The following is a 25501-nucleotide window of genomic DNA, read 5'->3' on the forward strand; positions in this document are numbered from 1 at the left end:
ACTAGAGAGGAGTTTATGATGAAAAAACCTTTGCTTGCTTTATCAGTGCTAACTTTAAGCTTAAGTTCAATCATCACCCCCATTAAAGCAACAGCCGCACTGCCATTAAGTGTGGGTAATGAACAATTACCGAGCCTTGCTCCTATGCTTGAACAAGTGACCCCCGCTGTGGTTAGTATTGCCGTAGAAGGCAAACAGGTACAACGTCAGCAAATCCCTGAACAATTTCAATTCTTTTTTGGTCCAGAACAAACACGAGAGCGTCCCTTCCGCGGATTAGGCTCTGGTGTCATCATTGACGCCGAGAAAGGTCATATCGTGACCAATTACCATGTCATTAATGGTGCGGACGATATCAAAGTAAAACTGCATGATGGTCGAGAGTACGATGCTGAGCTAATCGGCGGCGACCAGATGTCTGATATCGCACTGCTAAAATTAGAAGAAGCCAAAAACCTGACCCAGATAAAAGTCGCAGACTCAGACAAACTAAGAGTTGGTGATTTTAGTGTCGCGATCGGTAACCCATTCGGACTTGGGCAAACCGTGACATCCGGTATTGTTTCTGCACTCGGCCGTAGCGGCCTGAATCTAGAAAACTTTGAAAACTTCATTCAAACCGATGCAGCAATCAACAGCGGCAACTCTGGTGGTGCGCTAGTGAACCTTAACGGTGAGCTAATTGGTATCAACACCGCCATTCTTGGCCCTAACGGAGGTAATGTCGGTATCGGCTTTGCAATCCCTTCTAATATGATGACAAACCTGACAGAACAAATTCTCGACTTCGGTGAAGTAAAACGCGGCATGCTTGGCGTTCAAGGCGGAGAAGTGACCTCTGAATTGGCAGAAGCACTCGGTTATGAATCAAGCAAGGGCGCCTTTGTTAGCCAAATCGTCCCTGACAGCGCAGCCGATAAAGCAGGACTGAAAGCGGGCGATATTATTGTCTCTATTAATGGCAAACGCATTGATACCTTCAGCGAGTTAAGAGCTAAGGTCGCAACACTCGGCGCTGGTAAGCAGATTGAACTGGGTGTGGTTCGTGACGGTAAGAGCAAAACCTTTGATGTGACGCTTGGTGAATCCACCAATAATAAAACACAAGCTGAGAAGCTCCATGAAGGACTAGCTGGTGCTGAGTTAACCAACACAACAGAGAGTGACTCTGCAACGGGCGTCAAGGTATCGAATGTTGCTCAAGGTTCACCAGCCGAAGCCTATCAACTCCTGAAAGATGACATCATCATCGGAGTAAACCGCCAGCCCGTTAAGAACCTTGCTGAGTTTAGAGAGATTCTTGAAAAACAACCTGGTGTACTGGCGCTTAATATCCAGCGAGGCGACCGAACTATCTATCTTGTGATTCGATAGTCTTACGTCAGCGCAATTACAGGGAGGCTCAGTAAGTTTGCTTTAAACTTACTCAGTCTCCCTTTTCTTTAGATCAATCAAAATGCTATGCTTCACTTGTAATCAAATCAGTCATCCATTGATGGAGGCTTCACACCTTACTTGTTGAAGAGGGAAACATGCTGTCCTTTCTATTTCGTTCTATTTCCCTTGGACTCGTTTCAGCGGCGCTTATTCTTCTCGCCTTCCCGAGCTTAAGACCAGCGATTGTCGCTGACGTCACTAGCCCTAAAGTCGATAATATTGGCTCTCTTCAGATTTCATTTAACCAAGCAGTTCGCCGCGCGGCGCCTGCAGTGGTTAACATTTATAGCCGTAAATACGCTGAAAGCGATCGAAACAAACTGCTCACACAAGGTTTGGGCTCTGGGGTGATTGTTAGCGAGAAAGGCTACATCATTACCAACTTCCATGTGGTGGCTCAAGCAGACCAAATAGTTGTGGCACTTCAAGATGGCCGAGTAGCAGCTGCGCAACTTGTCGGTTCAGACAAACGCACCGATATCGCGATACTTAGAGTCAGCGGTGATAATCTACCGGTGATCCCACTCAATCCTAATTACAAAGCCAATGTCGGTGATGTTGTACTGGCTATCGGTAACCCATACAACCTAGGTCAAACAACAACCTTTGGTATCATCTCTGCAACCGGCCGTTCTTCGATCAGTGCCGATGGCCATCAAGCCTTTATCCAGACCGATGCGGCAATCAATGAAGGTAACTCAGGTGGCGCACTGGTGAACTCACAAGGTGAGCTAGTCGGTATCAATACCGCCTCTTTCCAGCAAGCTACCGACATGGAAACCTATGGGATCTCATTCGCTATCCCCTATCCGCTTGCTAATAAAATCATGGAAAAGATCATCGCCGATGGTCGTGTGATTCGTGGCTATATTGGTATCGATGGACAAGACATCAACTCAGTCACCTCACGCATGTTGGGTACTAAGAATATCGGCGGGATCGTTGTGTTGGGGATAGACCCTAATGGTCCGGCTGCCGATGCGGGTTTTGAAGCTCAAGACATTATTGTCAGTATCAACGATAACCAAGTAAATGGTCGCCAGAGTGTAATGGACATCGTTACCGACCTGCGACCTGGTACAGTTATCGATGTGGGTATATTGCGCCAAGGTGAAAGCAAAACCTTAAAGGTGACCATCGCCGAAGATGCTCGCCTGTAGAGCAAACTCTGTAAGCAATGATTCAAGCTGCTAATACACAAGTACAAAAAACCCAGCTCATAGGCTGGGTTTTCTTTTATCTAAAGATTGTTTCAAGTATCTCTACGATTCACTTTGCTCTTCGATATCGATGCGAGTCACTCGCTGTAGTCCTCTAGGCAGTAGACCACCACGACGACCACGTTCACCACGGAAGTTTTCAAGATCCGCAGGTTTCAAACCAAGCTTACGTTTACCGGCGTAGATAGTCAGCGTCGCATTCTCTGGGATAGCCATAAGATGTGAGACAAACTCTTCACGCTCTTTTGCTTTCGCAGAAGGGATGTTGATGATCTTGTTGCCTTTACCTTTGCTCAGCTGAGGGAGATCTTTAATCGGGAACAACAACATACGACCTTGGTTAGTAATCGCCAGAATCTGATTACTGTCCAAGTCAGCAATAGGGCTTGGCATCATCACTTCAGAAGCTTGTGGCAAGTTAACCAAGGCTTTACCGCTCTTGTTCTTGGACAGCAGATCGCTACCCTTACAAACAAAACCATAACCTGCATCAGAACCGACTAACCATAATTGTTCATTCTCTCCCATCACCACTTGGCGAATAGAAGTACCTGGGCTGACGTTCAAGCGGCCTGTAATTGGCTCACCTTGGCTTCGCGCCGACGGTAATGAATGTGACTCAAGGGAGTAGCTTCGACCATCACTGCCGAGGAACACCGCTTGTTGGTTACTCTTACCCTTAGCACTCGCTAAGAATTTATCACCCGATTTGTAGTTCAAACCTTCAGCGTCAACTTCATGCCCCTTGGCATGACGAATCCAACCTTTCTCAGACAACACAACCGTGATTGGTTCGCTTGGTACTAAGTCGCGCTCTGTTAGCGCTTTCGCTTCAGCGCGCTCAATCAGAGGTGAACGACGATCATCGCCGTATTTATCCGCATCTGCTTGGATTTCTTTCTTGATCAGCGTATTCAAGCGACGCTCTGAACCGAGTAGCTTTTCAAGCTTCTCACGTTCAGCTTCAAGCTCTTCTTGTTCCGCTCGGATTTTAAACTCTTCTAACTTAGCTAAGTTACGAAGTTTAATATCAAGAATCGCATTGGCTTGAATTTCAGAAATGTTGAAACGGCTCATTAGGACAGGACATGGTTCGTCTTCTGTACGAATGATCTCAATCACTTCATCGATATTAAGATAAGCAGCAAGCAAACCTTCTAAGATGTGCAAGCGTGCCAGTACTTTATCTAAACGGTACTGCAAACGACGGCGAACCGTTGTGCGACGGAACTCGATCCACTCTTTCAGGATTTGAACTAAGCCTTTAACTTGAGGACGATTATCTAAACCAATCATGTTCAAGTTAACGCGGAAGTTTTTCTCTAGATCCGTCGACGCGAACAGGTGACTCATCAATTGGTCACAGTCGATACGATTCGAACGAGGAACGACAACGATACGCGTTGGGTTCTCGTGATCCGATTCATCTCGCAAGTCGTCAACCATTGGCAGCTTCTTAGCGCGCATCTGGTTAGCGATTTGCTCAAGTAACTTCGCACCTGACACTTGATGAGGTAAAGCCGTGATAACAATATCAGAGCCTTCCTTGTGCCAAACCGCGCGCATCTTGATGCTGCCACGTCCAGTACGGTAGATCTTTTCGATGTCCGATTTCGGGGAGATAATCTCAGCTTCAGTCGGGTAATCTGGACCTTGAATGAAACCCATCACGTCTGAAAGCTCAGACTTAGGCGTATCAATTAGGTGAATGGCTGCATTCGCGACTTCACGCACGTTGTGTGGTGGAATATCGGTCGCCATACCTACCGCGATACCAGTGATACCGTTAAGTAGGATGTGAGGTAGGCGAGCAGGCAACATTTGAGGCTCTTTCATCGTGCCATCAAAGTTTGGTTGCCAGTCAACAGTGCCTTGACCTAGTTCACCTAGAAGAACCTCAGCAAACTTAGATAATTTGGCTTCGGTATAACGCATCGCAGCGAACGATTTCGGATCATCAGGAGCACCCCAGTTACCTTGACCATCTACCAATGGGTAGCGGTAAGAGAAAGGCTGCGCCATCAATACCATCGCTTCGTAACAAGCAGAGTCACCATGTGGGTGATACTTACCTAATACGTCACCAACGGTACGTGCTGATTTTTTGTATTTCGATGCAGCCGATAAGCCTAGCTCAGACATCGCGTAGATAATACGACGCTGTACTGGCTTCAAGCCATCACCGATATACGGCAATGCACGATCCATGATCACGTACATTGAGTAATTTAAGTAGGCATCTTCGGTGAACTTGCGCATTGGCAGCTGTTCAACGCCATCATATGTAATTTCGTTAGACATCCATTATACCTCGGCCATATCACCGTTAGTCTGTAGCCATGTACGGCGATCATCTGCACGTTTCTTACCAAGCAGCATGTCCATCATCTCGTTGGTTGCTTCGCTGTCATCAATCGTTAACTGCACAAGGCGACGAGTGTTTGGATCCATGGTGGTTTCACGCAACTGAAGTGGGTTCATTTCACCCAGACCTTTGAATCGTTGCACGTTGATCTTGGCTTTCTTCTGCGATAGTCGCTCAAGCACACCGTCTTTCTCTGCGTCATCGAGTGCGTAGAACACTTCTTTACCGCAATCGATACGATACAGAGGAGGCATTGCCACATAGATATGACCCGCTTCAACTAATGCATGGAAATGGCGAGTAAACAAAGCACACAGCAGTGTCGCGATATGAAGACCATCCGAGTCCGCATCGGCAAGGATACAGATCTTACCGTAACGCAGACCGGATAAATCATCGTTGTCCGGGTCGATGCCTAGAGCCACCGAGATGTCGTGCACTTCTTGCGAAGCCAATACTTGGTCGGCTGACACTTCCCATGTATTTAGGATCTTACCGCGAAGTGGCATAACTGCTTGGAACTCACGATCACGTGCTTGTTTAGCAGAACCACCCGCCGAGTCCCCTTCCACGAAGAAGATTTCGGTACGGCTTAAGTCTTGAACTGAACAGTCAGTTAGCTTACCCGGCAGTGCTGGGCCTGAAGCGATTTTCTTACGCACAACCTTTTTGCTTGCGCGCATACGGCGGTGGGCATTCGCAATACAAGCTTCTGCTAGCTGTTCTGCCAGTTGTGGCTTTTCGTTCAACCACAGGCTAAACGCATCTTTTACCACACCAGACACAAACGCAGCAGTTTGACGTGAAGACAAGCGCTCTTTTGTTTGACCAGCAAACTGCGGATCTTGCATCTTCACCGACAGTACGTACGAACAGCGATCGAAGATATCGTCGCCCGTTAGCTTAACGCCACGCGGCAGCAAATTACGGAATTCACAGAACTCACGCATTGCATCAAGAAGACCTTGGCGAAGACCGTTTACGTGTGTACCACCTTGTTTAGTCGGTACTAAGTTCACGTAACTTTCGGTGATCATGTCGCCGCCTTCTGGCTGCCAGATGATCGCCCAGTTTGCCATTTCTGTTTCAGCAACGAATTCGCCAACATACGGTTCTTCAGGCAGCAAGGTGTAACCTTTCACGCCTTCGGCAAGGTAGTCTTTTAGACCATCTTCATAGAACCATTTATGCTCTTCACCACCGACTTTGTCGATAAAGGTAATTTCTAAACCTGGGCAAAGCACTGCTTTTGCACGTAGGTTGTTAATCAGACGAAGTGTCGAGAATTTAGGGCTATCGAAGTACTTAGGATCAGGCCAGAAATGTACTGATGTACCACTGTTACGATGACCACAAGTGCCCGTCACAGTAAGCTCTGTTACTGCATGACCGCCTTCAAGTGCGATCTCGTGAACCTGACCTTCTCGGCGTACGGTCACTTCAACACGTTTTGACAGCGCGTTTACAACCGAGATACCTACACCGTGCAGACCACCAGAGAACTTATAGTTGTTATTCGAGAATTTACCGCCAGAGTGGAGCTTAGTTAAAATCAGCTCAACACCTGAGATCCCTTTTTCAGGGTGGATATCGACAGGCATACCACGGCCGTCATCGGTAACTTCTAACGATTGGTCTGCATGAAGTACCACTTTGATCTTCTTAGCGTGTCCCGCTAGTGCTTCATCGACCGAGTTATCAATGACTTCTTGGGCAAGGTGGTTAGGTCTTTCTGTCTCGGTATACATTCCCGGGCGGTGTCGCACAGGGTCGAGACCTTCAAGTACCTCGAGGTCTTTTGCATTATATTGTTCAGTCATAATACGGAGTTTACTCAAAAAGTTTGCGTCAGTTCGCTGGCTCCAGTTTCACTAAAGCAGAATCATTACTATGAACCGTCATAGTAGAGCGAACGAGCGAAGTATTGGGGAATATAGTCTGGAAGCTGAGTAATGATGTCAAGCTAGTTCAAAAACTAAGACATCAAACTATGATATTTCACCATTGATAGATGAAATAACAGGCAAACAAGAGAAAATCACTTGGTTGGTGGAACAGATTAAAGATTTAGAAAGGTGATGATTTGTTGTGGGTAGCGTTCAAAATCAACAAAGCTATGATCCCCGCCCTCTTCTACTGTCTGTGTTGCACCTTGGTACTTCTCTACCGCTTGTCGGTAATCCAGAACTTCGTCTTCCGTTTGCTGAAGTAACCAGAAGTCGCTCGGCTTAGCGATAGCCGAAACCTCTAACGCCTTCAGTTCATCAATATGTTTTGTTTCCAGTACATATCGTTCATCTGTGTATGGGTTTACTTGTTCACCTAAATAGTCAGCAAGAAGCTCATACGGCTTCACTGCTGGGTTTACAACCACCGCTTTAAAACCATAGTGGCTATTCAGCCATGTTGAAAGATAGCCACCCAGCGAGCTACCGACCAACGCTATTTGATATTGCTCTTTGTATTGCTCCACCAGCTGCTGTAAATGAAGTGCCGCTTGTTGAGGGAAACTCGGCAGTTGAGGGGTTACGACTTTAATATCAGCGCGATGCTCCGCACAGTAATCTGCCATCACATTCGCTTTATGAGAACGTGATGAGCTGTTAAATCCGTGAATATAGAGAAGCAGCGATGGCTTATTAGCTTGTTGATTAGAGCCTAGCATCAATAACCGCCTTCATTAGTAACCAGCAGCCTTAAAATCAGGCAAGAACTGCCCATGAGGCAGACGACGAACTTGCGTGCTAACGGTACCGTCTTGATGTAATTCAATCTCTCTCCAGCCCGGAGACAAAGTATCAACCGCGAAGTCATCTGAGTTAGGTTTGAATTGCACACAAGTCGACGGTGTTGCCATGACTTGTACACCATGATGATCTCGGTTCATGTCTTGATGAACGTGACCACACAGTACGGCTTTAACATTGGTGTGCTGTTGAACCACATCCCAAAATTGATCGGCGTCTTTTAGGTTATGTTGATCTAACCATGCGCTGCCAACCAACAATGGATGGTGGTGCAATAGAACCAAGGTATTACGTTCAGGGAACTCCGTCAGCTTCTGTTCTAATAGGTCAAGCTGTTGATCGCTGAGGCGACCATGAGGCACACCAACCACCTGCGAGTCTAGCATCACCATCTGCCAGTTATCGCCTAGCAAGACATGCTCAACACACTGTATTTGTGGTGATGGTAAAACACTGCCCATATTAGGCTTAAAGTCATGGTTCCCTGGCAGCCAATAGCATGGCTTTTCCAAAGGCTGAATCCCTGACTCAAATTTCTGGTACGACTCAGCACTGTGATCTTGAGATATATCACCGGTTGCTAAAATCGCTTGATAGTCAAAGCCCTGACTAACAATGCCATCGACTACAGCACGAAAGCTATCTTGAGTGTTGATGCTTAATAAGCTGCCATTGCTCGGCGCAAATAAATGCGTGTCCGTTAGCTGCACAAGCTTAATAGTGCTCTCATCAAATTTTGAAGTGTGTGATAATTCCAAAATAACAAATCCAGATACGTTACTGTTTAGACTTTAAAAGTGTTGATAAATAGGCTCAATTAAAAGGCAATTGGGGTTCGGCTGATACCCGTTTTTAAACAAAACGTTAACCATTCCCCAAGAAATTTATTCAATTGAAATTTCTCGTCCTTTTGCAGAAGCTTAGTGTTGGGGTAGTCATATTTCGCTTTGACTCGCGAAAAATCCCCGCTAGCGCACACTTCTGCAACTCGAGCGTCGTGATATAGCCTGACAGACATTTTTGGCAAAGGAAACACTGGCATCGCATCACTCTGACATATATCTATTAATGTGGTGTATTTTGTGACCTCATTCACTGTCAATTGATACACCATATTAACGGCTTGGTAACAGCGAACGTCACCAACCTCATGCCCAACCGGTAACAAAGCGTTCAGTTTGGCATAGTTAGTCTCGTAAACTCGCATCAATTCAGCAAGATCAACATGATACGGTTTTTTGACCGCGATATTTGGCATGACGTTAATCTATCCACTCTGACTGTAATTCTTGGTAGTTCAATTGTAGCCACTGTAGCGCAATGATCGTGGCTCCATTTTCAAATACACCATCTTTTACCAACTGATAAGCCGCTTCGCGACTCATCACTTGTACACGAATGTCTTCACCTTCGTAGTCCAATCCGTGTACCCCTTTGGCTGTCGTTGCATCAACACAGCCAACAAAGACGTCGAGCTTTTCAGAGCAACCACCAGATGAAGGATAATACGAAGTAATAGGCAATACAGATCCGACTTCGACTCCGGCTTCTTCCATTGCTTCACGACGAGCGACGTCTTGTGGCGATTCGTCCGTATCAATGATCCCAGCAACAATTTCGTATTGCCATGGGTTCTCATGCTCTAGGGCTCCGACACGGATCTGTTCGACGATCACCACTTCATCACGCACAGGATCATAAGGTAGCAAAGCGGCAGCATGTCCACGCTCAAACATCTCACGCTCTATTGGTTGGCTCCAGCCTCCCTCAAATAGTCTATGTTTAAATGTGTACTTGACCATTTTGAAAAAACCACGAAACAGCGTCTCTTTTGAGACTATTTCCACATCTTGCGGAGTAAACTCATGTCGTTGATTGTCATACTGTTGCATTTGGTACCTCACTAAGTGATCTTTATAGTTTACTCATTGTCCGAGTTAACTACCAAGGATAAGGTTCAACTTTTTATATAAAATTTATAATTAAAGTTAAGCTTTAAAAAATAAATATTGCACAAGTGGACAGTTAACTGTAAAAAAGTGCAAAGTTTCGAGTAAATTACCACCAAACTGGGTTAAACTCTTCTAAAGAAAATTCCATAAAAGGCAGGAATAGGAAAATGAAAAAACTGCTTCCACTATTTATCAGTGCAGCAATTGGCAGCCTGAGTTCGTCAGCTTTTGCTGATACGCTAGCTGAAGTTTACGACCAAGCAAAACAGAACGATCCACAACTTCTTCGTTCAGCAGCGCAGCGCGATGCCGCTTTTGAAGCAGTAACGTCAAGTCGTAGCTCTTTGTTACCGCAAATCAACCTAACAGCAAACTACGACATTAATCGTGGTGATCGAGATACATCAGGTGTTGGTAATTCAAGCATTGATAACAACACTTGGGGAGCTGCTATCGGCTTCAGCCAAGAGCTTTACCAGCGTTCTTCATGGATCACACTAGATACGGCAGAGAAAACCGCTCGTCAATCTGATTCAGCTTACGCGGCAGAACAACAAGCCTTGATCCTTCGTGTTGCGACAGCATACTTCGAAGTGCTTCGCGCTCAAGATAACCTAGAATTTGTTCGTGCAGAGAAAGCAGCGGTTGCTCGTCAACTAGAACAAACTAAGCAACGTTTTGAAGTAGGTCTTTCAGCAATCACCGATGTACATGATGCGCAAGCTCAGTACGATGGTGTTTTGGCTGATGAAGTTCTTGCAGAGAACGACCTAACGAATAGCTACGAAGGTCTTCGTGAGATTACAGGTCAGGAACACTCTAACCTAAGCATCCTAGATACTGATCGTTTCTCAGCAAGCAAATCTTCTGAGTCTGCAGTTGCACTTGTTGAACAAGCAGAACAAAAGAACCTTAGCTTATTGGCTGCACGTATCTCTCAAGACGTAGCAAAAGACAACATCTCTCTAGCAAGCTCTGGTCACCTACCAAGCTTAACCCTAGATGGTAGCTACGCTGTTTCAGATCAATCAAACAGCACCCAAGATTACGACCAAGACAACCTAAACATTGGTTTGAACTTAGTTGTACCTCTATACACGGGTGGTAACACAACTTCATTGACTAAACAGGCTGAATACAACTACGTTGCAGCAAGTGAAGATCTAGAAGCAACTTACCGTAGCGTTGTAAAAGACGTACGTGCATTCAACAACAACATCAGCGCTTCGATCGGTGCTCTACGCGCTTACGAACAGTCTGTAGTTTCTGCTCAGTCTGCTCTAGAAGCAACAGAAGCTGGTTTTGATGTAGGTACTCGTACTATCGTTGACGTACTAGATTCGACTCGTCGTCTATATGATGCGAACAAAAACCTTTCAGATGCTCGTTACAACTACATCCTAAGTGTACTTCAGCTTCGTCAAGCAGTTGGTACGCTAAGCGAACAAGACATTGTTGATGTAAACGCAGGTCTAAAAGTAGCAAGTAAGTAACTCTTAATTACTCAAGTTACCGTTACAAAAATGCCGCTCATTGAGCGGCATTTTTATTATCGATTAAAGCGAGATTTACTGCCTAACTAAAAGCTTAACGCCAAAAACTAAAAACTAGCCTCGACCACCTTTAATCGCTTTAATGATTTCAGTGGTAGAGCAACCATCTTCAAAGTTAAGTACTTTCACTTCACCACCAGCAGCAATCACTTCCGCACCACCAGCAATCTCTTCAGGCTTGTAATCACCACCTTTCACAAGAATGCTTGGCAGTACCTCAGAGATTAAACGTTGAGGGGTATCTTCAGAGAATGGCACAACCCAATCAACTGCACCTAAGCCAGCCAATACCGCCATACGACGATCAGTTGGGTTCACAGGGCGACCAGGGCCTTTCAAGCGTTTCACTGATTCGTCAGTATTCACCGCAACGATCAAACGATCGCCCAACTCAGCCGCATGGTTCATGTAAGAAACATGACCAGCATGCAGAATATCAAAGCAGCCATTGGTCATCACCACTTTCTCGCCTTTCGCACGAGCACGCTTCACCGCTTCAACCAGTGCCGCTTCAGAGATAACACCGTAGTCTGTGTCTTGACTACCGTGAATCGCTTCCGCTAACTCAATCGTAGACAGTGTAGATGTACCAAGCTTACCTACTACCACACCCGCAGCAGCGTTCGCCAGTGCACACGCCTCATCCAGTGGCTTACCAGCAGCAACGGAAGCTGCCAGTACCGAGATAACCGTATCACCCGCACCTGTCACGTCATACACTTCTTTAGCTTGAGTCGGCAAGTGGAATGGTTCCAAACCTTTGCGAAGCAAAGTCATACCATGTTCGCTGCGCGTTACCAACAAAGCCTCGAAATCAAACTCTTCGATTAACGCGAGTCCTTTTTCGATCATTTCTTCTTCAGATTTTACTTTGCCAGCCACCAACTCGAACTCAGCCATGTTTGGTGTAAGCAACGTTGCTCCACGGTAGCGTTCAAAGTCTGCGCCTTTCGGGTCGATAAACACAGGAACTTTTACTGCGCGTGCTTTTTGGATAAAGCTCTGCACGTGCTCCAACGCACCTTTCGCGTAATCAGATAGAATTACCGAGCGCACGTTAGGGAGCGCTTGCTCCATACGAGACAAAACAAGCTCAGGATCCGTATTCTCGAATTTGTCTTCAAAATCAAGGCGAATGAGCTGCTGACCACGACTCATCACTCGCAGTTTAGTAATGGTTGGGTAGTCTTCCAACTCAACGAAATCACATTTAACCTTTAGTGCGCCTAAGGTATTTTTTAACACCTCAGCAGGCTCATCTTTACCGGTCAAACCAACGATATGAGCATGGCCACCAAGAGAAGCAATATTCATTGCTACGTTGGCTGCACCACCAGGACGCTCTTCGTTATTTTCTACTTTTACAACGGGTACAGGCGCTTCTGGTGAAATACGGCCAGTTGGGCCATACCAGTAACGGTCAAGCATTACGTCACCGACAACAAGAACGCCTGATTGGCTGTAGTCAGGTAGAATTGGTTTCATTATGGATCTCCAAAAATCGAATCTGGCTAGAGTCTAGCACACTGATTACAGAGGCTAAACTATAGATAAATGAGTAAAAGCCTATCAAGATAGGTACATCCGTCATTACTGTATGACTGGGTTATGCTTCCATCCACTGCTTCCATGCTTGAACAACATGTTCTCTTTCCATTTCAAACTTTTCAATCGCCACATCCGCATCAAGATTAAGTAGATTACGGTGGTGGATTTCATCTCTTAATGTTGTATAAGCATGGGTTAATGCCATGCCTTGCTGCTCGTCCATAATCCCTTGTGACAACAAGCTTTCGAAGATTCGTACATTGTCACACCAACGAGTAAGCTTTGGCTTCTCATTACTGTATCTAAGCACTAAATATTGCGCTAAGAATTCAATATCGGTAATACCACCCGCATCTTGTTTAAGCATGAATCTATCGACTTTTTTACCGCCTAAATGGCCGCGCATTTTTTCACGCATATCCACAACGGACTTTTTGAGTGTTGCCTCATCTCGTGGCAAGCACAAAACCTCATGCCTAGTTTTGTTAAACGCAGATACCAATAAGTCATCACCGTAAATCATACGAGCACGAGTGAGGGCCTGGTGCTCCCATGTCCACGCGTCATTGTGCTGATACTCGTCAAAGGCATCGGTTGGACTCACCAATAGACCAGATGCACCAGAAGGGCGTAGGCGAGTATCGACTTCGTACAAAATGCCAGAAGCAGTTCTGGTCGAGAAAATATGAATAATACGCTGCGCTAATCTTAAGTAGAATTGGCGTCCATCGATCTCTTTCTTTCCATCAGTATAGATGTGTACCGGGCAGTCGTGCATGAACACGATATCAAGATCGGAGTTATAACCAAGCTCCCAACCACCGACTTTGCCATAACCAACGACAGCAAAACCGCGACCTTCGCGATCTTTAACATGGGTCGGTTCACCAAACTTGGCGGATACTTGTAACCAAGCTTGATTGACCCCCGCCTCCACAATGGCTTCTGCTAAGTAGGTCAGGTGATCACTGACCTTCATGACAGGTAGAGCACCCGCAATATCCGCGGCTGCAATTCTCAATATACAGGTCTGCTTAAACTGACGCAGACCTTCCATCTGTTGCTCCATATCATCTTCAGGGATACGGGCTAGATAATCACGCAACTCGGTCTTGTAAGACTCTAAAGGCACGGGATTGTAGAGTTGCTGAGGGTCGATAAGTTCATCTAACAGAATTGGATAACGACCCAACTGCTCCGAAATCATCGGGCTTGCTGTACATAAGCGAACTAACTGAGTCAGCGCTGCTGGGTGTTCATCCAATAGCTCAAGGTAAGTGGTACGCGTCACTATTTTTTGCAGTAAATGTAGCACTCGCGACAAACCAAACTCGGCGTCTTTATTCGTATATAAAGCTTGAAATACTTTAGGCATTAGACGATTCAGGACTTCCCGCCCACGAGGGCCAAGGGTCTTTTTAGCCAAATCGGCTTTAAACTGAATGATCGTTTTCGCCGCATCAGGCGGGCTCGCGACCGCAATATCGTGTTCCAACACGTGCTCAATTACATCGGGTTTATGGGCCATATCCCACAACTCGCTAAAGTGGCTCGCGATTGGGTTCGCATCTTCTTCATCGACCCCAATCAAGTCTTCAAATACCGTATGTACATTTGCCATATGAGCACGGGTCGCATCAATCAAACCATCCCAATCGGAAAACTGCATGGCGACGGCTAGCTGTAACTGTTCGAATTCACCATCGGGTAGGGTTTGAGTTTGCTTATCGGCCATCGCTTGTAATAGGTTTTCTAGGCGGCGTAAAAACAGGTAAGCTTCACGTAAATGTCCCACCTCTTGAGCTTCCAGAAGGTTAAGTGACTCAATCGCACTCAAGGTTTCTAATAATCCTCGGCCACGAAGGCTTGGTTCGCGTCCACCACGAATCAATTGGAAGACTTGGGCTATAAACTCAACTTCGCGAATACCACCAGAACCAAGCTTGATATTGTTTGAAAGGCCACGGCGGCGTACTTCGCTGCTGATCATTGATTTCATACGGCGCAGAGATTGAATCGCACTAAAATCAATATAACGGCGGAACACAAACGGGCGTAGCATTTGGCGAAGCTCTTGATACTCAGGGTACATCTCACTGCCCATCACACGCGCTTTGACCATAGCGTAGCGTTCCCAATCGCGACCTTGTTCTTGATAGTAATCTTCTAGCGCAGCGTAACTCATGACCAGTGGACCACTCTCACCGAATGGACGCAGGCGCATGTCTACTCGATAACAGAATCCATCGAAGGTTTGCTGATCAAGCGCCTTAATAATACGTTGCCCGAGACGTGTAAAGAACTGCGCATTGGCAATGCTGCGTCTTGCACCTTGGGTTTCACCATTCTCTGGGTAGGTGAAGATCAGATCGATATCGGAAGAGAAGTTAAGCTCACCGCCCCCTAGCTTGCCCATACCAATGATCAACATCGGCTGTGCTTCGCCTTGTTCATTACAAGGTGTGCCCCACTCTTTACAACAAATATCGTACTGCCATTGGTAGGTTTCGAAGATCATCGCCTCAGCCAACATCGATAGATGATTTAGGCTCTGCTCTAGCTCCCACGAACCCATGAAATCACGCCAAGCAATGTAGGTCATTTCTCGATTGCGGAATTGACGCAGCACGCGCTGACCGCTCATTTCATCGGTGCAACCAGAAAGTAATTCAGCCAAGCGTTCTCGGTATCCTTCAGCACGTTCTTCGTATGCCAACATATCAGGTAAGTCACCGCATAAAACCGTATCACGCTGCAGGCAATCACCAATAAAACAGCTTAAACCGAGTACACGTTTAAGATCTTCAGTCAGTGGCTCAGACCAAGTATTGATGGCTTCACTTTGATGCTCTAATAATTGCTCAAAAGCAGACTGGGAGTGAGTGATGAGTTGAGAAGGCAATGGCATGTTTCTTCCTTGTATAAGCTGCGCGCCGAACAATCGGTTTATCGATTCAGTTCTTCAATAACGAGTTTTCATAACTAAAGATAAGTTATACCAAAGTTACGCCAATAAAAAACGCCCACATTAGCAATGTGGGCGTTTTATCGATTAACTTATCTGGTTGAGCTTACAACCGAGAAACAGTCTCTGGGAATTAGCCTTTGACGGATGAAGATTGGGTGCTGAGGACTAAACCTTAAATTTCTTAATCTTACCGTCGAGTTCTTGCGCGTTACTTTCCATAAGCTGAGAGGTCTCGAGCAGTTCACCAACCACCACAACTGAAGCTTCAACAAGCTCGCGTACATTGGTCAGGTTGACGCTCATCTCTTCAGCAACACTGCTCTGTTGGCCTGCAGCGGTCGCGATCTGGAAGTTCATATCATTGATTTGATTGACTTGGCTTACAATGCCGTCAAGCTCACTTCCCGCGTTAGTCACCAGATCAACACCTTCAGCCGCTTCAACAACACTCTTCTCCATCAGTTCTACCGCAGAGTTAGCGCTGCTTTGTAGATGACTGATCATGTCTTGAATCTCTACCGTCGCTTGCTGAGTGCGCTGTGCAAGGTTACGAACCTCATCAGCAACAACCGCAAAACCACGACCCGCTTCACCGGCACGTGCCGCTTCAATTGCAGCGTTCAATGCTAGTAGGTTTGTCTGTTCTGAAATGCCTTGGATAGTACCAACCACACTGCCAATTGAGTCAACGCGTTCTTCTACTTGGTTTACCGCTGCTGCAGATGCTGCGATATCTGAAGATAGCTCACTCATCTTAGACACTGATCCTTGAACGAACTTCTGACCAGTAAGAGCTTGGCCTGATGCCTGTTCAGTCAATGACGAAGCGCTTTGTGCATGCTCAGCGACAGTTTGCACCGTCGACGTCATCTCACTCATTGCTGTTGCCAGTTGATCGATCTCGTTGAACTCTTCTTGAGCTGACTCTTTGGTTTCAGACATGCTGATGGTCATCACTTCCGTCAGAGCAAACAGCTCATCAGAAGAGGCCACCTGAGTTTTGATCATGTCGTTCAGTTGGACGCGAGTTTTTTCAAGTTCGCGTGCCACATCGCCGTATTCATCTTTACAATCCATTTGAATCGGCACTGATAAGTTCTTATCTGCCATGGTTTTAATGGCGTCATTAAGGTATTGAGTCTGGCGCAGCATAACGCGCGCCGCTGCTAACAGAAGAACCACAAACACAATGATCATCAAGGCTGTTTGCCAAGCCACTTGAACTAGGTAAGTCTCGTAATGCTGTTGTGCGACTTGCGCATTGTTCGTTACAGCAAGCAATGAATCGTAAAACGTACTTGCGTCCCATAGCTGCTTCGAAATGATCAAGATAGTGCTGAATATCATCAACATGACCATTTTTGGAACGAGACGAACGTCAGAGATTATCCTTTCCCACGGCTTGAATGACAGTTTAGTCATTGTCAGTTCTCCATTAATTCTTATATATTGATGGCTTCTATATCCGCGAGGTGGCTATGTCAGTCAAAGTTCGCGATTTATTTTGAGCCTCGTATGAATGTTGAATAATACCAAAGACGCCACCAAGCCGATGAGCTTATTGTCACTGATTCTCTCTTTCTTAGCGTTATTTGTGATCTCAGGCTTATTGTTCGTACCGATCGATAAAGAATCGAAACAAGTCCTTATCGGCCTCGATTTTATAATCTGTAGTGTTTTTCTTTTTCAGCTCACAATTGATCTATTTAGATCACAAAACAAAAAAGAATTTCTAAAAGTACACTGGATCGATTTCTTAGCAAGTATCCCAATGATCGAGCCTCTTCGTTTCGCCCGTATTTTTCAAATTCTGCGAGTCATCTTAGTTCTGCGTTCAAGTAAACGTATTTTCAGAGAGTTATTTCGTAATAGGAAAGAGACCACTTTCGCTTCCATCATTCTGCTTTTGGTGATCTTACTGACTATCGGTGCTGGCACGATCCTGCTATTGGAACACAAAGATCCGAACGCCAACATCACTACAGGTCATGATGCTTTATGGTGGGCGTTTGTGACCATCAGTACTGTGGGTTATGGCGACCATTACCCAGTGACAACTTCCGGTCAGTTAGTGGCTTCAATGGTGATCATCTGTGGTGTCGGTGTGTTTGGTATGATTTCAGGCTTGATTACTTCTTTGATCACCTCCCCAACTCATCATGAGAATCAACGAGCGGAAAACAAAGAGAAACACCTTGAGAAGATCATCGAGCAGCAACAGAAAATCTTAGAGCGACTCGAAAAACTTGAGCAACAAACAAAAAAATAGGGCCCGAGCCCTATTTTCAAATTCATACTTCTATTGATACAGGTATCGAGTTTAGTCTTGCCAGTATGGCTCAACCTCAACACTGATTTGGCGTGTCTGTTCCATCGCATGCAGAATGGACACTTCTTGACGAGCTAACCAACGCTCTAGCTGAAGCTTCTCATCGCCTTCCAGCTTCTCAGTCAAAGGCTCTAATGTTTTAAGTGCCAGCAAGTCATCAATGCCTTGCACCATATCGGCCCATGGCAAGCGGAAGCTGTTTCGTTCATCGTCATCATACAAACTCGCGAAACCAACGCCAGAATACAGATTACGCATCAAACGGTATTGCTGATCAATATACGCTTGGCTAGTCATCACTCGCTCTGGCGGGAAAGCTTCCATCAAATCGGCCCATGTGCGATCGAGTTGCTGCACGGAAAACCATTCGATACCACGAGCCATTTGCTCACGTGCTTTTTCATCTAAGAAAGGTTGCCAGCCACGAGACAAGATCCAACGGCTCAGATCTAATAATAACCCAGTGTATCGAGCAGAACTCAGCAAGGTAAGCAGATCTTCACGATCTGGCAGTTGCTCTTGCATCTCTTTAAGCTCAGCGACTAAGAACTTACGCGCATCGAGTTTACGTAGTACATGGCCTTTATCTTCCAGCAAGTCTTCGAAGTGATCATAACTTTTCAGCCAGTCGAGCTCTTGCTCAAGCCACTTCAACTCTTGACGTAAAATAGCACTCGCACGTCTAGGGACAATGCCACCATAAATGGTGAAAGTCTGGCGGATAAAGCTCAGTGAATGACTGATCTCATGTAGCGCTTCAATCGATTGACGCTCAGTGAAAATCTGCTCGTGATAGTGCCAATGAGCGAGAGCATGCTCTAAAGATTGAATGAAACACGATTCAACGGTATCACTTTTGTCAGTATCAACTAAGGTCAAAGGAGTGACTTCATCTCCTTGATAACCTTGAGCAAGGCGGTAACCCTTAGCTGCTTTACTTAGGTTACCCAAACGCATGCCACCTTGTTCGCAGAATTGGCGAGACAATGTAAATAGCGCATCCGTTTGACCGGATTTAAGTTCCAATTCGACTTCGCAAATCGGTTCTTGCAGGTCGCCTGATTCAACAAAGCCTTGATCGAATGCGACCTCGACTTGGCTACCATCAGGCATACCAATCAACCACTGCTCACGCGTGAAGTTGGTAGAGAACAGAGGAGTCAGCTCAGCTTGCAACGTTTCGATGTCTTTACCTGCTGGCCAGATATCCTCTGGGTGCAGGGCTAACTTAGGTTCGTTGCTGTCGTGTTCTGCATTGTATTCAGGCCTTTGATGCAGGCCAGCAACCACACGACCAGCAGTCTTTACGGTTTGTACAAATACGTCATCAAAGCGTCGAATGCGTAAGCCTGTATCGTGCTTACGTAGCCAGTTGTCAGCGGTGTCAAAGTAGATGTTACCTAGCTCACGACAACTGTGCTGAAGTACTTTAGTTTCAGCAATTTTATTGCGTAAAGTCTCTGAAAATTCAGGAGAAACAAAAAACTTCAGTTCTATCTCGGTTTCCATAGTTATACCTTTCTGTGAAGATAGGGACAGGATATTGCCAATTTGAAAAGTCGGCAAGTCAGAAATATCGCCCTTATGATGATCTAAAACAGTTTTAATGAGAGATTGATTAGGTTAACATGCGCGACTTTGTAGCCATCGCTTAACATTTCACCATGAATATGGTGTATGTTGTTTTAAGGTTATTATTTATTAGGTTGGATGACCATGCCAGTAAATACAATTATGGGGTTATTTGCAAAGTCCCCAATTAAACCTTTGCAGCGTCACGTAGTATGCGTGAACGAATGTTGTTCTCACCTAGTTAATTTCTTTGAAGTTTCTTCAAAAGGTGACTGGGAAAAAGCATCAGAAATTCGAGCTCAAATTTCTCACCTTGAGAAAGAAGCTGACGTACTAAAACGTGAAATTCGCCTTAAACTTCCTCGTGGTTTGTTTATGCCAGTTGATCGCACCGATATGTTGGAGCTATTAACTCAACAAGACAAACTCGCAAACCTAGCGAAAGACATTGCTGGCCGTGTATATGGTCGTCAACTTGTCATTCCTGCTCCTATGCAAGAAAACTTCATCGCTTACGTTAAACGTTGTCTAGATGCAGCGAACCAAGCACAAAACGTAATCAATGAATTAGACGAATTACTTGAGACTGGCTTTAAAGGCCGTGAAGTAACACTCGTTGCCGAAATGATTCATCAATTAGATGTAATTGAAGATGACACGGATGCGATGCAGATCGAACTACGCCAACAACTAATGGCAATTGAAGGCGATCTGAATCCAGTTGATATCATGTTCTTATACAAAATTCTTGAATGGGTTGGTGGTATTGCAGATCAAGCACAGCGTGTAGGCGCTCGTCTTGAAGTAATGCTTTCTCGATCTTAAATCATACGTTAACCATATAACGAAGAGCATTTTTTGAACAAACCACTTATGCGCTGAGTATTCCTCTCGCTGAGCGGTTTTTTGCGTCTAAATTTGTTCCGCTTGTTATCAAACAACTAGGTATTACGATGGATATCCTTGCTAACTACGGCACTGTCCTGATTATTGTTGCAGCAGCTTTCGGTTTCTTGATGGCTATTGGTATTGGTGCAAATGACGTTGCGAACGCAATGGGCACCTCAGTAGGCTCTAAAGCTTTAACCGTTAAACAAGCGATCATTATCGCAATGATCTTTGAATTCGCAGGTGCTTACCTTGCGGGCGGCGAAGTAACAGACACGATCCGTAAAGGTGTTATCGAAACGTCTCTATTCGCTCATCAACCAGATGTACTTGTGTACGGCATGATGTCAGCACTTCTTGCTGCGGGTACATGGCTACTTCTCGCTTCTTACATGGGCTGGCCGGTTTCTACGACTCATTCAATCATCGGTGCAATCATCGGCTTCGCTTGTGTGTCTGTAGGTACTGAAGCGGTAGACTGGAACAGCGTTCAAGGCATTGTGGGCAGTTGGATTATCACACCGGTTATTTCCGGTTTCTTCGCTTACGTCATATTTGTAAGTGCTCAACGACTGATTTTTGATACAGAGAACCCGCTATTTAACGCGAAACGCTTTGTACCGGTATACATGTTCATTACAACAATGGTAATTGCACTTGTAACCATCAAGAAAGGCCTTAAGCACGTTGGTCTTCACCTAAGCAACACTGAAGCATGGGTTTGGGCTGCTGGCGTTTCTGCGCTTGTAATGATCGGCGGTTACCTATACATCCAGAAGAAATTCGCTAACCGCGAAGAAGACCACGGCTTTGCAGGTGTTGAAGGCATCTTCTCTGTACTCATGGTTATCACAGCTTGTGCGATGGCATTTGCACACGGTTCAAACGACGTTGCGAACGCGATTGGTCCACTGTCTGCTGTTGTATCAACCGTTGAGCACATGGGTGAAATCACAGGTAAGAGTACTATCGCATGGTGGATTCTTCCTCTAGGTGGATTCGGTATCGTTGTTGGTCTTGCAACAATGGGTCATAAAGTAATGGCAACCGTTGGTACTGGTATTACAGAACTAACACCAAGCCGTGGCTTTGCTGCACAACTTGCAACTGCATGTACGGTTGTACTAGCTTCAGGTACTGGCCTTCCAATCTCTACTACACAAACACTCGTTGGTGCTGTTTTAGGTGTTGGTTTTGCTCGTGGTATCGCAGCACTAAACTTAGGCGTTGTACGTAATATCGTGGCTTCTTGGATTGTGACACTACCTGCAGGTGCTCTACTTGCTGTTGTGTTCTTCTACGGAATTCAAGCTGCGTTTACTATGTAATCGCGACTGCGTTAGTGAATACTAGCGTCAGAACAGTGTGAGCTTCAGTAACGATATGTAAATGCCATGTCATTATTGACTCAAACGCACAGAAAGGGAGGCTTTGCCTCCCTTCTTTGTTGCACCGCATAAAGAAACTAAATATTATTTGCTGATTGAGGCTGACTCATACGCCTACCCAATTTGAATCGTTAAGGGATTTACTGTGAAAAAACTGATTAGCTTAGTTTTGTTCGCAATGCTTGCGGCTCCAGCTGCCTTTGCACAAGACCGTTATATTGCTGACAAACTATTTACTTATATGCATTCTGGCCCAAACAACACATTCCGTATCATCGGTAGTGTTGATGCTGGTGAAAAGATTACATTCCTACAAACTAACAAGAGTACGGGTTACACCCAAATTCAAGACAACCGTGGCCGTAAAGGTTGGGTTGAAAGCAAGTTTGTAAGCACTCAAGAAAGCATGGCACTGCGTATGCCTAAGCTAGAGAAAGAGCTGACGGAAGTTAAAGGCAAGCTAGCGAATGCTCGTCAGAGTGCTGACAGCGAAAAAGCTGGCCTAGCAAGCTCTCTAGATTCTCGTAACAAGCAGATTGCTGAACTAGAACAGAACTACAGTGAAATTAGCCAACAGCTAACGAGTTCTCAAACAGAGAACCGTGAACTGCGCGCTAAGCTAGACACTCAAAAAGACGACCTACTATTGAAGTACTTCATGTACGGTGGTGGTGTTGCGGGTATTGGTCTACTTCTAGGCCTTGTTCTGCCACACATCATGCCTCGTCGCAGAAAATCACCAAACGGTTGGGCGTAGACTTAACGCTTGTATCAGGTACAGTAAATTCAGTATCGAATATCAAAAAGGAGCACCGAGGTGCTCCTTTTTATTTATCTGTTATCTAAATACGTATAGAAATCGCTAACCTTTCCACTCGTACAGAGCCGGGATTTCTATCTTCTGTTGATTGAACTCTATGATCACTGATTGTGGCTTAATCTCTAGTAATTGAATGTCTTGTCCAATCCAATCTCCTTGCGCCACTTCTTGGCCGTTCACTTTTACCCAACGCTTGGTTTCGCTGCTCGAGTACATATGGGTTTGTAGGTCTAACTTAGGAAGGACGCCTGATAAGCTATTGGTGTGCGTTTCCAACTCAATGACCGGAGAACCCCTTTGCCCTGAGGGTCTAGAATCCATCGGCTCAGGAGCGCTTTGTTGCTCCCCCATAATGGATTCAAGCTTCAATGCCAAATCAGGTGGCAACTCACTGAGGTCTAGCCCTTGCAGCAGATCACTGTCCGATTGTAAGTCACTATTTGATTGCAGAGCAGTCGTTTCATCACTCGCGCCTGGCTGAACGGATGACGATTCAGAACTGGCTGTCATTTGAGTGTTGTTATCAGCATTAGCGAAGATCACTGCTGAGCCACCAGCGGTGTTTGCACGATTAGCGCCAGAATCAATCTGTGCATACATCTCTTGGCGTGGCAATGCTTTCAACGGTTGGCTCGCCGGTGCAGGGCGAACGGTGAACAAGGCATCTTCTTCCTCAGACACGGCATCCATGCTTGCTATATCAGCATCCGCAATTTCAGGCTCAATGTCTGATTCAGTTTTAAATTCTGGCAGAGCGACATTGGCAGCTTGGTTCACGGCTTCTTGTTGTTGGATATACGATTGATAAGCCAAGACGCCACCCACCAACAAAGAAGGAACCAAGATTAAGAGTAGCCCCATCGCTAACGATGAACCTCGCTTGTTGCTCATCCCTTTTGCAGAATTAGGAACATGATGATTCTGGTAGCCTTTGAAGCTTGGTTTGCTAAGAGAGTGCTGATTAATAGAAGATGGCTTGTGAGACGGCTGTTTAAGTTCGTGCATAATACGTGACATTAGCTTTCGCCCCCTTCTAGTGACATCAGCTTAGGCGAATCGAGTTGAGCTAATCTCTGCAATCTTGCTAAGGTGCGCTTACCTGCAATGCCATCAACAGACATACCTTGCCACGTTTGAAATGCTTCGATTTTCATTTTTAACTCATAATCAAATACATCACTACCGGAAACAACCTCTCCTAATACTTCAGAAAGCAGTAGATCAAGCAAAGCAACCGCTTCACCTTGATAGCCCTCTTTAAGGGTCTCTCGCAGCGGCTGCTTCCAAATAGCGACGTAATCGCCTTGCCAGATTTGCTCTAAGGATTGCTTCGGCATCACCAAGAGCTTTTCGTTAACGAGGAGCTCGACAGACTCCTCAGACGCACCATAAAGCACAGCAAACACTGGTTCTTGATCGATATCCAGATTAAGGACCACGGGTACGCCAAGCTCTAACAATGTATCCAAATTTGACTGTTGTTGCTCGCACACAAAGACACTTTGCGGCTCACTTAAGCACAAGCCATCACGCAGTGAAGACTGATACCCCCAGAGCGTATACAAGTCCTTGATAGCGAGAGAACGATTGGTTCCCTGCATCAAGTGCTGTTGAATATCTTGTGGCAAAGCAAACTTGGAAGGTTTTGGCTCAGCAACCAACTTAGGAACATCTGATACCAAAGAACGCTGAGTACGTGCTAACACTTCCGTCTTTGCTCCATTTGATGCATCCGTAGGCAACCAAGCATTGATATAGCTTGGAGCGAAGTTAAAGGTCGCTATTGCAAGACCAACGCTTAACGTCGCAATCCCTGCGTATTGGAATAACTTAGGCGCGACACGAGAAGTTAGAGCTTTCTCGACGTGATACACATCGGCCTGAAAGGACATAACCTGCTGACACGCTCGGTTAACCGTTTCATTGCTCGGTAGCTGCTCACCGTCATGAAAAGCCAACTGCAGTGCTTTATCACACACCAAGTTAATGAGCCTTGGAATACCATGCGTATATTGAGCAATCAGCTTGATAGAACGGTTCGAAAACAACATCTGCTCGCCACCCGCCGTCTCCAAACGAAACGCGATGTACTTGCCCGTTTCTTCGGTATTAAGAGGCAGTAAGTGATAACGACCAGTAATGCGCTGTGCTAGCTGACGTAGCTGCGTGGTTTGTAAGTGCTGTTGTAATTCCGGCTGGCCGACCAACAGTACTTTTAACAGCTTACGATTGTCGGTTTCCAAGTTTGTTAGAAGGCGTAACTGCTCCAACACATCGGCAGCGAGGTGTTGGGCTTCATCGATCACCAATAGGGTTTGAATGCCTTCGGCATGGCTATCAAGTATAAAATAATGAATAGCCTGACTGAGCTGTTTCAACGATGCTTGTTCTGGGTACTCGACCTCAAACTCATCGCAGATAGCTTCTAGTAAATCCGTATTTGAAAACGTAGGGTTAAGTATAAGGCCAGCCTGAGTATGACTATCCAATGAAGACAACATCGCCTTAGCGACCGTTGTTTTCCCTGTACCAACCTCACCAGTAAGCATCGCAAAGCCCCCACCCTCGCCTAAACCGGCTTGTAGGTTCTGCATCGCTTCTTGATGGCGCTGACTCAAAAACAAGTAGCGAGAATTTGGTACAATCGAAAATGGCATCTCAACGAAGCCAAAATATTCCTTATACATGTGCTGCCCTATAATTACGATTAATGG

At 45.7% G+C, this 25501-nt stretch carries 19 protein-coding genes; 7 read left to right on the plus strand and 12 right to left on the minus strand.

The window, feature by feature from the left end:
- Positions 1-18: 18 nt before the first annotated feature.
- Both AB4493_RS12155 and degS read left to right on the plus strand, forming a co-directional pair.
- Positions 19-1374 carry a Do family serine endopeptidase gene (locus AB4493_RS12155; protein WP_017061431.1) on the plus strand — a complete coding sequence of 452 codons (1356 nt, stop codon included), beginning with the start codon at positions 19-21 and terminating at the stop codon, positions 1372-1374.
- Between the two features lie 158 nt (positions 1375-1532).
- A complete protein-coding gene (degS, locus tag AB4493_RS12160; RefSeq protein ID WP_171732331.1) occupies positions 1533-2597 on the plus strand; it encodes an outer membrane-stress sensor serine endopeptidase DegS in 1065 nt (354 codons plus the stop codon).
- Positions 2598-2699: 102 nt separating this feature from the next.
- Here degS and parC read toward each other — a convergent pair whose 3' ends face one another.
- The 6 genes from parC to nudF all read right to left on the minus strand — a co-directional run bounded on the left by parC (position 2700) and on the right by nudF (position 9661).
- Positions 2700-4958, minus strand: coding sequence for a DNA topoisomerase IV subunit A (parC, locus tag AB4493_RS12165; RefSeq protein ID WP_017067236.1), 2259 nt, complete (start codon positions 4956-4958; stop codon positions 2700-2702).
- Positions 4959-4961: 3 nt separating this feature from the next.
- Positions 4962-6842, minus strand: a complete 1881-nt coding sequence (gene parE / locus AB4493_RS12170) for a DNA topoisomerase IV subunit B (RefSeq protein WP_017061428.1) — start codon at positions 6840-6842, stop codon at positions 4962-4964.
- Between the two features lie 239 nt (positions 6843-7081).
- Positions 7082-7687 (minus strand): esterase YqiA, encoded by a 606-nt coding sequence (yqiA, locus tag AB4493_RS12175; RefSeq protein ID WP_102319687.1) that lies wholly within the window; start codon positions 7685-7687, stop codon positions 7082-7084.
- Between the two features lie 15 nt (positions 7688-7702).
- Positions 7703-8527: a 3',5'-cyclic-AMP phosphodiesterase gene (gene cpdA, locus AB4493_RS12180; protein ID WP_017061426.1), complete on the minus strand. Its 825-nt coding sequence runs from the start codon at positions 8525-8527 to the stop codon at positions 7703-7705.
- A gap of 59 nt (positions 8528-8586) precedes the next feature.
- Positions 8587-9027, minus strand: coding sequence for a DUF1249 family protein (locus tag AB4493_RS12185; protein ID WP_008222561.1), 441 nt, complete (start codon positions 9025-9027; stop codon positions 8587-8589).
- A gap of 4 nt (positions 9028-9031) precedes the next feature.
- Complete coding sequence (gene nudF / locus AB4493_RS12190; protein ID WP_017061425.1) at positions 9032-9661, minus strand: ADP-ribose diphosphatase; 630 nt, start codon at positions 9659-9661, stop codon at positions 9032-9034.
- A gap of 227 nt (positions 9662-9888) precedes the next feature.
- On the opposite strand from nudF, the gene tolC reads away from it, so the two are divergent.
- Positions 9889-11214 carry an outer membrane channel protein TolC gene (gene tolC, locus AB4493_RS12195; protein ID WP_017061424.1) on the plus strand — a complete coding sequence of 442 codons (1326 nt, stop codon included), beginning with the start codon at positions 9889-9891 and terminating at the stop codon, positions 11212-11214.
- Positions 11215-11328: 114 nt separating this feature from the next.
- Here tolC and hldE read toward each other — a convergent pair whose 3' ends face one another.
- The 3 genes from hldE to AB4493_RS12210 form a co-directional block, all read right to left on the minus strand.
- The gene (hldE, locus tag AB4493_RS12200) at positions 11329-12759 is read right to left on the minus strand and encodes a bifunctional D-glycero-beta-D-manno-heptose-7-phosphate kinase/D-glycero-beta-D-manno-heptose 1-phosphate adenylyltransferase HldE (protein WP_372155038.1); all 1431 of its coding nucleotides are present in this window, start codon (positions 12757-12759) and stop codon (positions 11329-11331) included.
- Between the two features lie 121 nt (positions 12760-12880).
- The gene (glnE, locus tag AB4493_RS12205; protein WP_372155040.1) at positions 12881-15730 is read right to left on the minus strand and encodes a bifunctional [glutamate--ammonia ligase]-adenylyl-L-tyrosine phosphorylase/[glutamate--ammonia-ligase] adenylyltransferase; all 2850 of its coding nucleotides are present in this window, start codon (positions 15728-15730) and stop codon (positions 12881-12883) included.
- 225 nt (positions 15731-15955) lie between these two features.
- Positions 15956-17212, minus strand: coding sequence for a methyl-accepting chemotaxis protein (locus AB4493_RS12210; protein WP_372155041.1), 1257 nt, complete (start codon positions 17210-17212; stop codon positions 15956-15958).
- A 97-nt stretch (positions 17213-17309) separates the two neighbouring features.
- Between AB4493_RS12210 and AB4493_RS12215 the strand changes: the two genes are divergently transcribed.
- Positions 17310-18059 carry a potassium channel family protein gene (locus AB4493_RS12215; RefSeq protein WP_102321461.1) on the plus strand — a complete coding sequence of 250 codons (750 nt, stop codon included), beginning with the start codon at positions 17310-17312 and terminating at the stop codon, positions 18057-18059.
- Positions 18060-18110: 51 nt separating this feature from the next.
- Here AB4493_RS12215 and AB4493_RS12220 read toward each other — a convergent pair whose 3' ends face one another.
- Positions 18111-19628: a CYTH domain-containing protein gene (locus AB4493_RS12220; RefSeq protein ID WP_372129610.1), complete on the minus strand. Its 1518-nt coding sequence runs from the start codon at positions 19626-19628 to the stop codon at positions 18111-18113.
- Between the two features lie 207 nt (positions 19629-19835).
- Between AB4493_RS12220 and AB4493_RS12225 the strand changes: the two genes are divergently transcribed.
- From AB4493_RS12225 to AB4493_RS12235, 3 genes are all read left to right on the plus strand, one after another.
- Complete coding sequence (locus AB4493_RS12225; protein ID WP_010434644.1) at positions 19836-20516, plus strand: TIGR00153 family protein; 681 nt, start codon at positions 19836-19838, stop codon at positions 20514-20516.
- 128 nt (positions 20517-20644) lie between these two features.
- On the plus strand, positions 20645-21907 hold the full coding sequence (locus tag AB4493_RS12230; protein ID WP_017062916.1) for an inorganic phosphate transporter: 1263 nt from the start codon (positions 20645-20647) through the stop codon (positions 21905-21907).
- A 205-nt stretch (positions 21908-22112) separates the two neighbouring features.
- Entirely contained in the window at positions 22113-22724 is a 612-nt protein-coding gene (locus tag AB4493_RS12235; RefSeq protein WP_017062917.1) for a TIGR04211 family SH3 domain-containing protein, read from the plus strand.
- 105 nt (positions 22725-22829) lie between these two features.
- Here the strand turns inward: AB4493_RS12235 and AB4493_RS12240 are convergent, their stop codons facing one another.
- Entirely contained in the window at positions 22830-23804 is a 975-nt protein-coding gene (locus AB4493_RS12240) for a general secretion pathway protein GspB (protein ID WP_372155043.1), read from the minus strand.
- Positions 23804-25474 carry an AAA family ATPase gene (locus tag AB4493_RS12245; RefSeq protein ID WP_372155045.1) on the minus strand — a complete coding sequence of 557 codons (1671 nt, stop codon included), beginning with the start codon at positions 25472-25474 and terminating at the stop codon, positions 23804-23806. Before AB4493_RS12245 ends, AB4493_RS12240 begins: the two co-directional genes overlap by 1 nt.
- Between the last annotated feature and the right edge of the window lie 27 nt (positions 25475-25501).

The sequence above is a fragment of the Vibrio sp. 10N.222.55.A1 genome, assembly GCF_041473835.1.
In the GTDB taxonomy this organism is placed as follows: Bacteria; Pseudomonadota; Gammaproteobacteria; order Enterobacterales; family Vibrionaceae; genus Vibrio; species Vibrio crassostreae_C.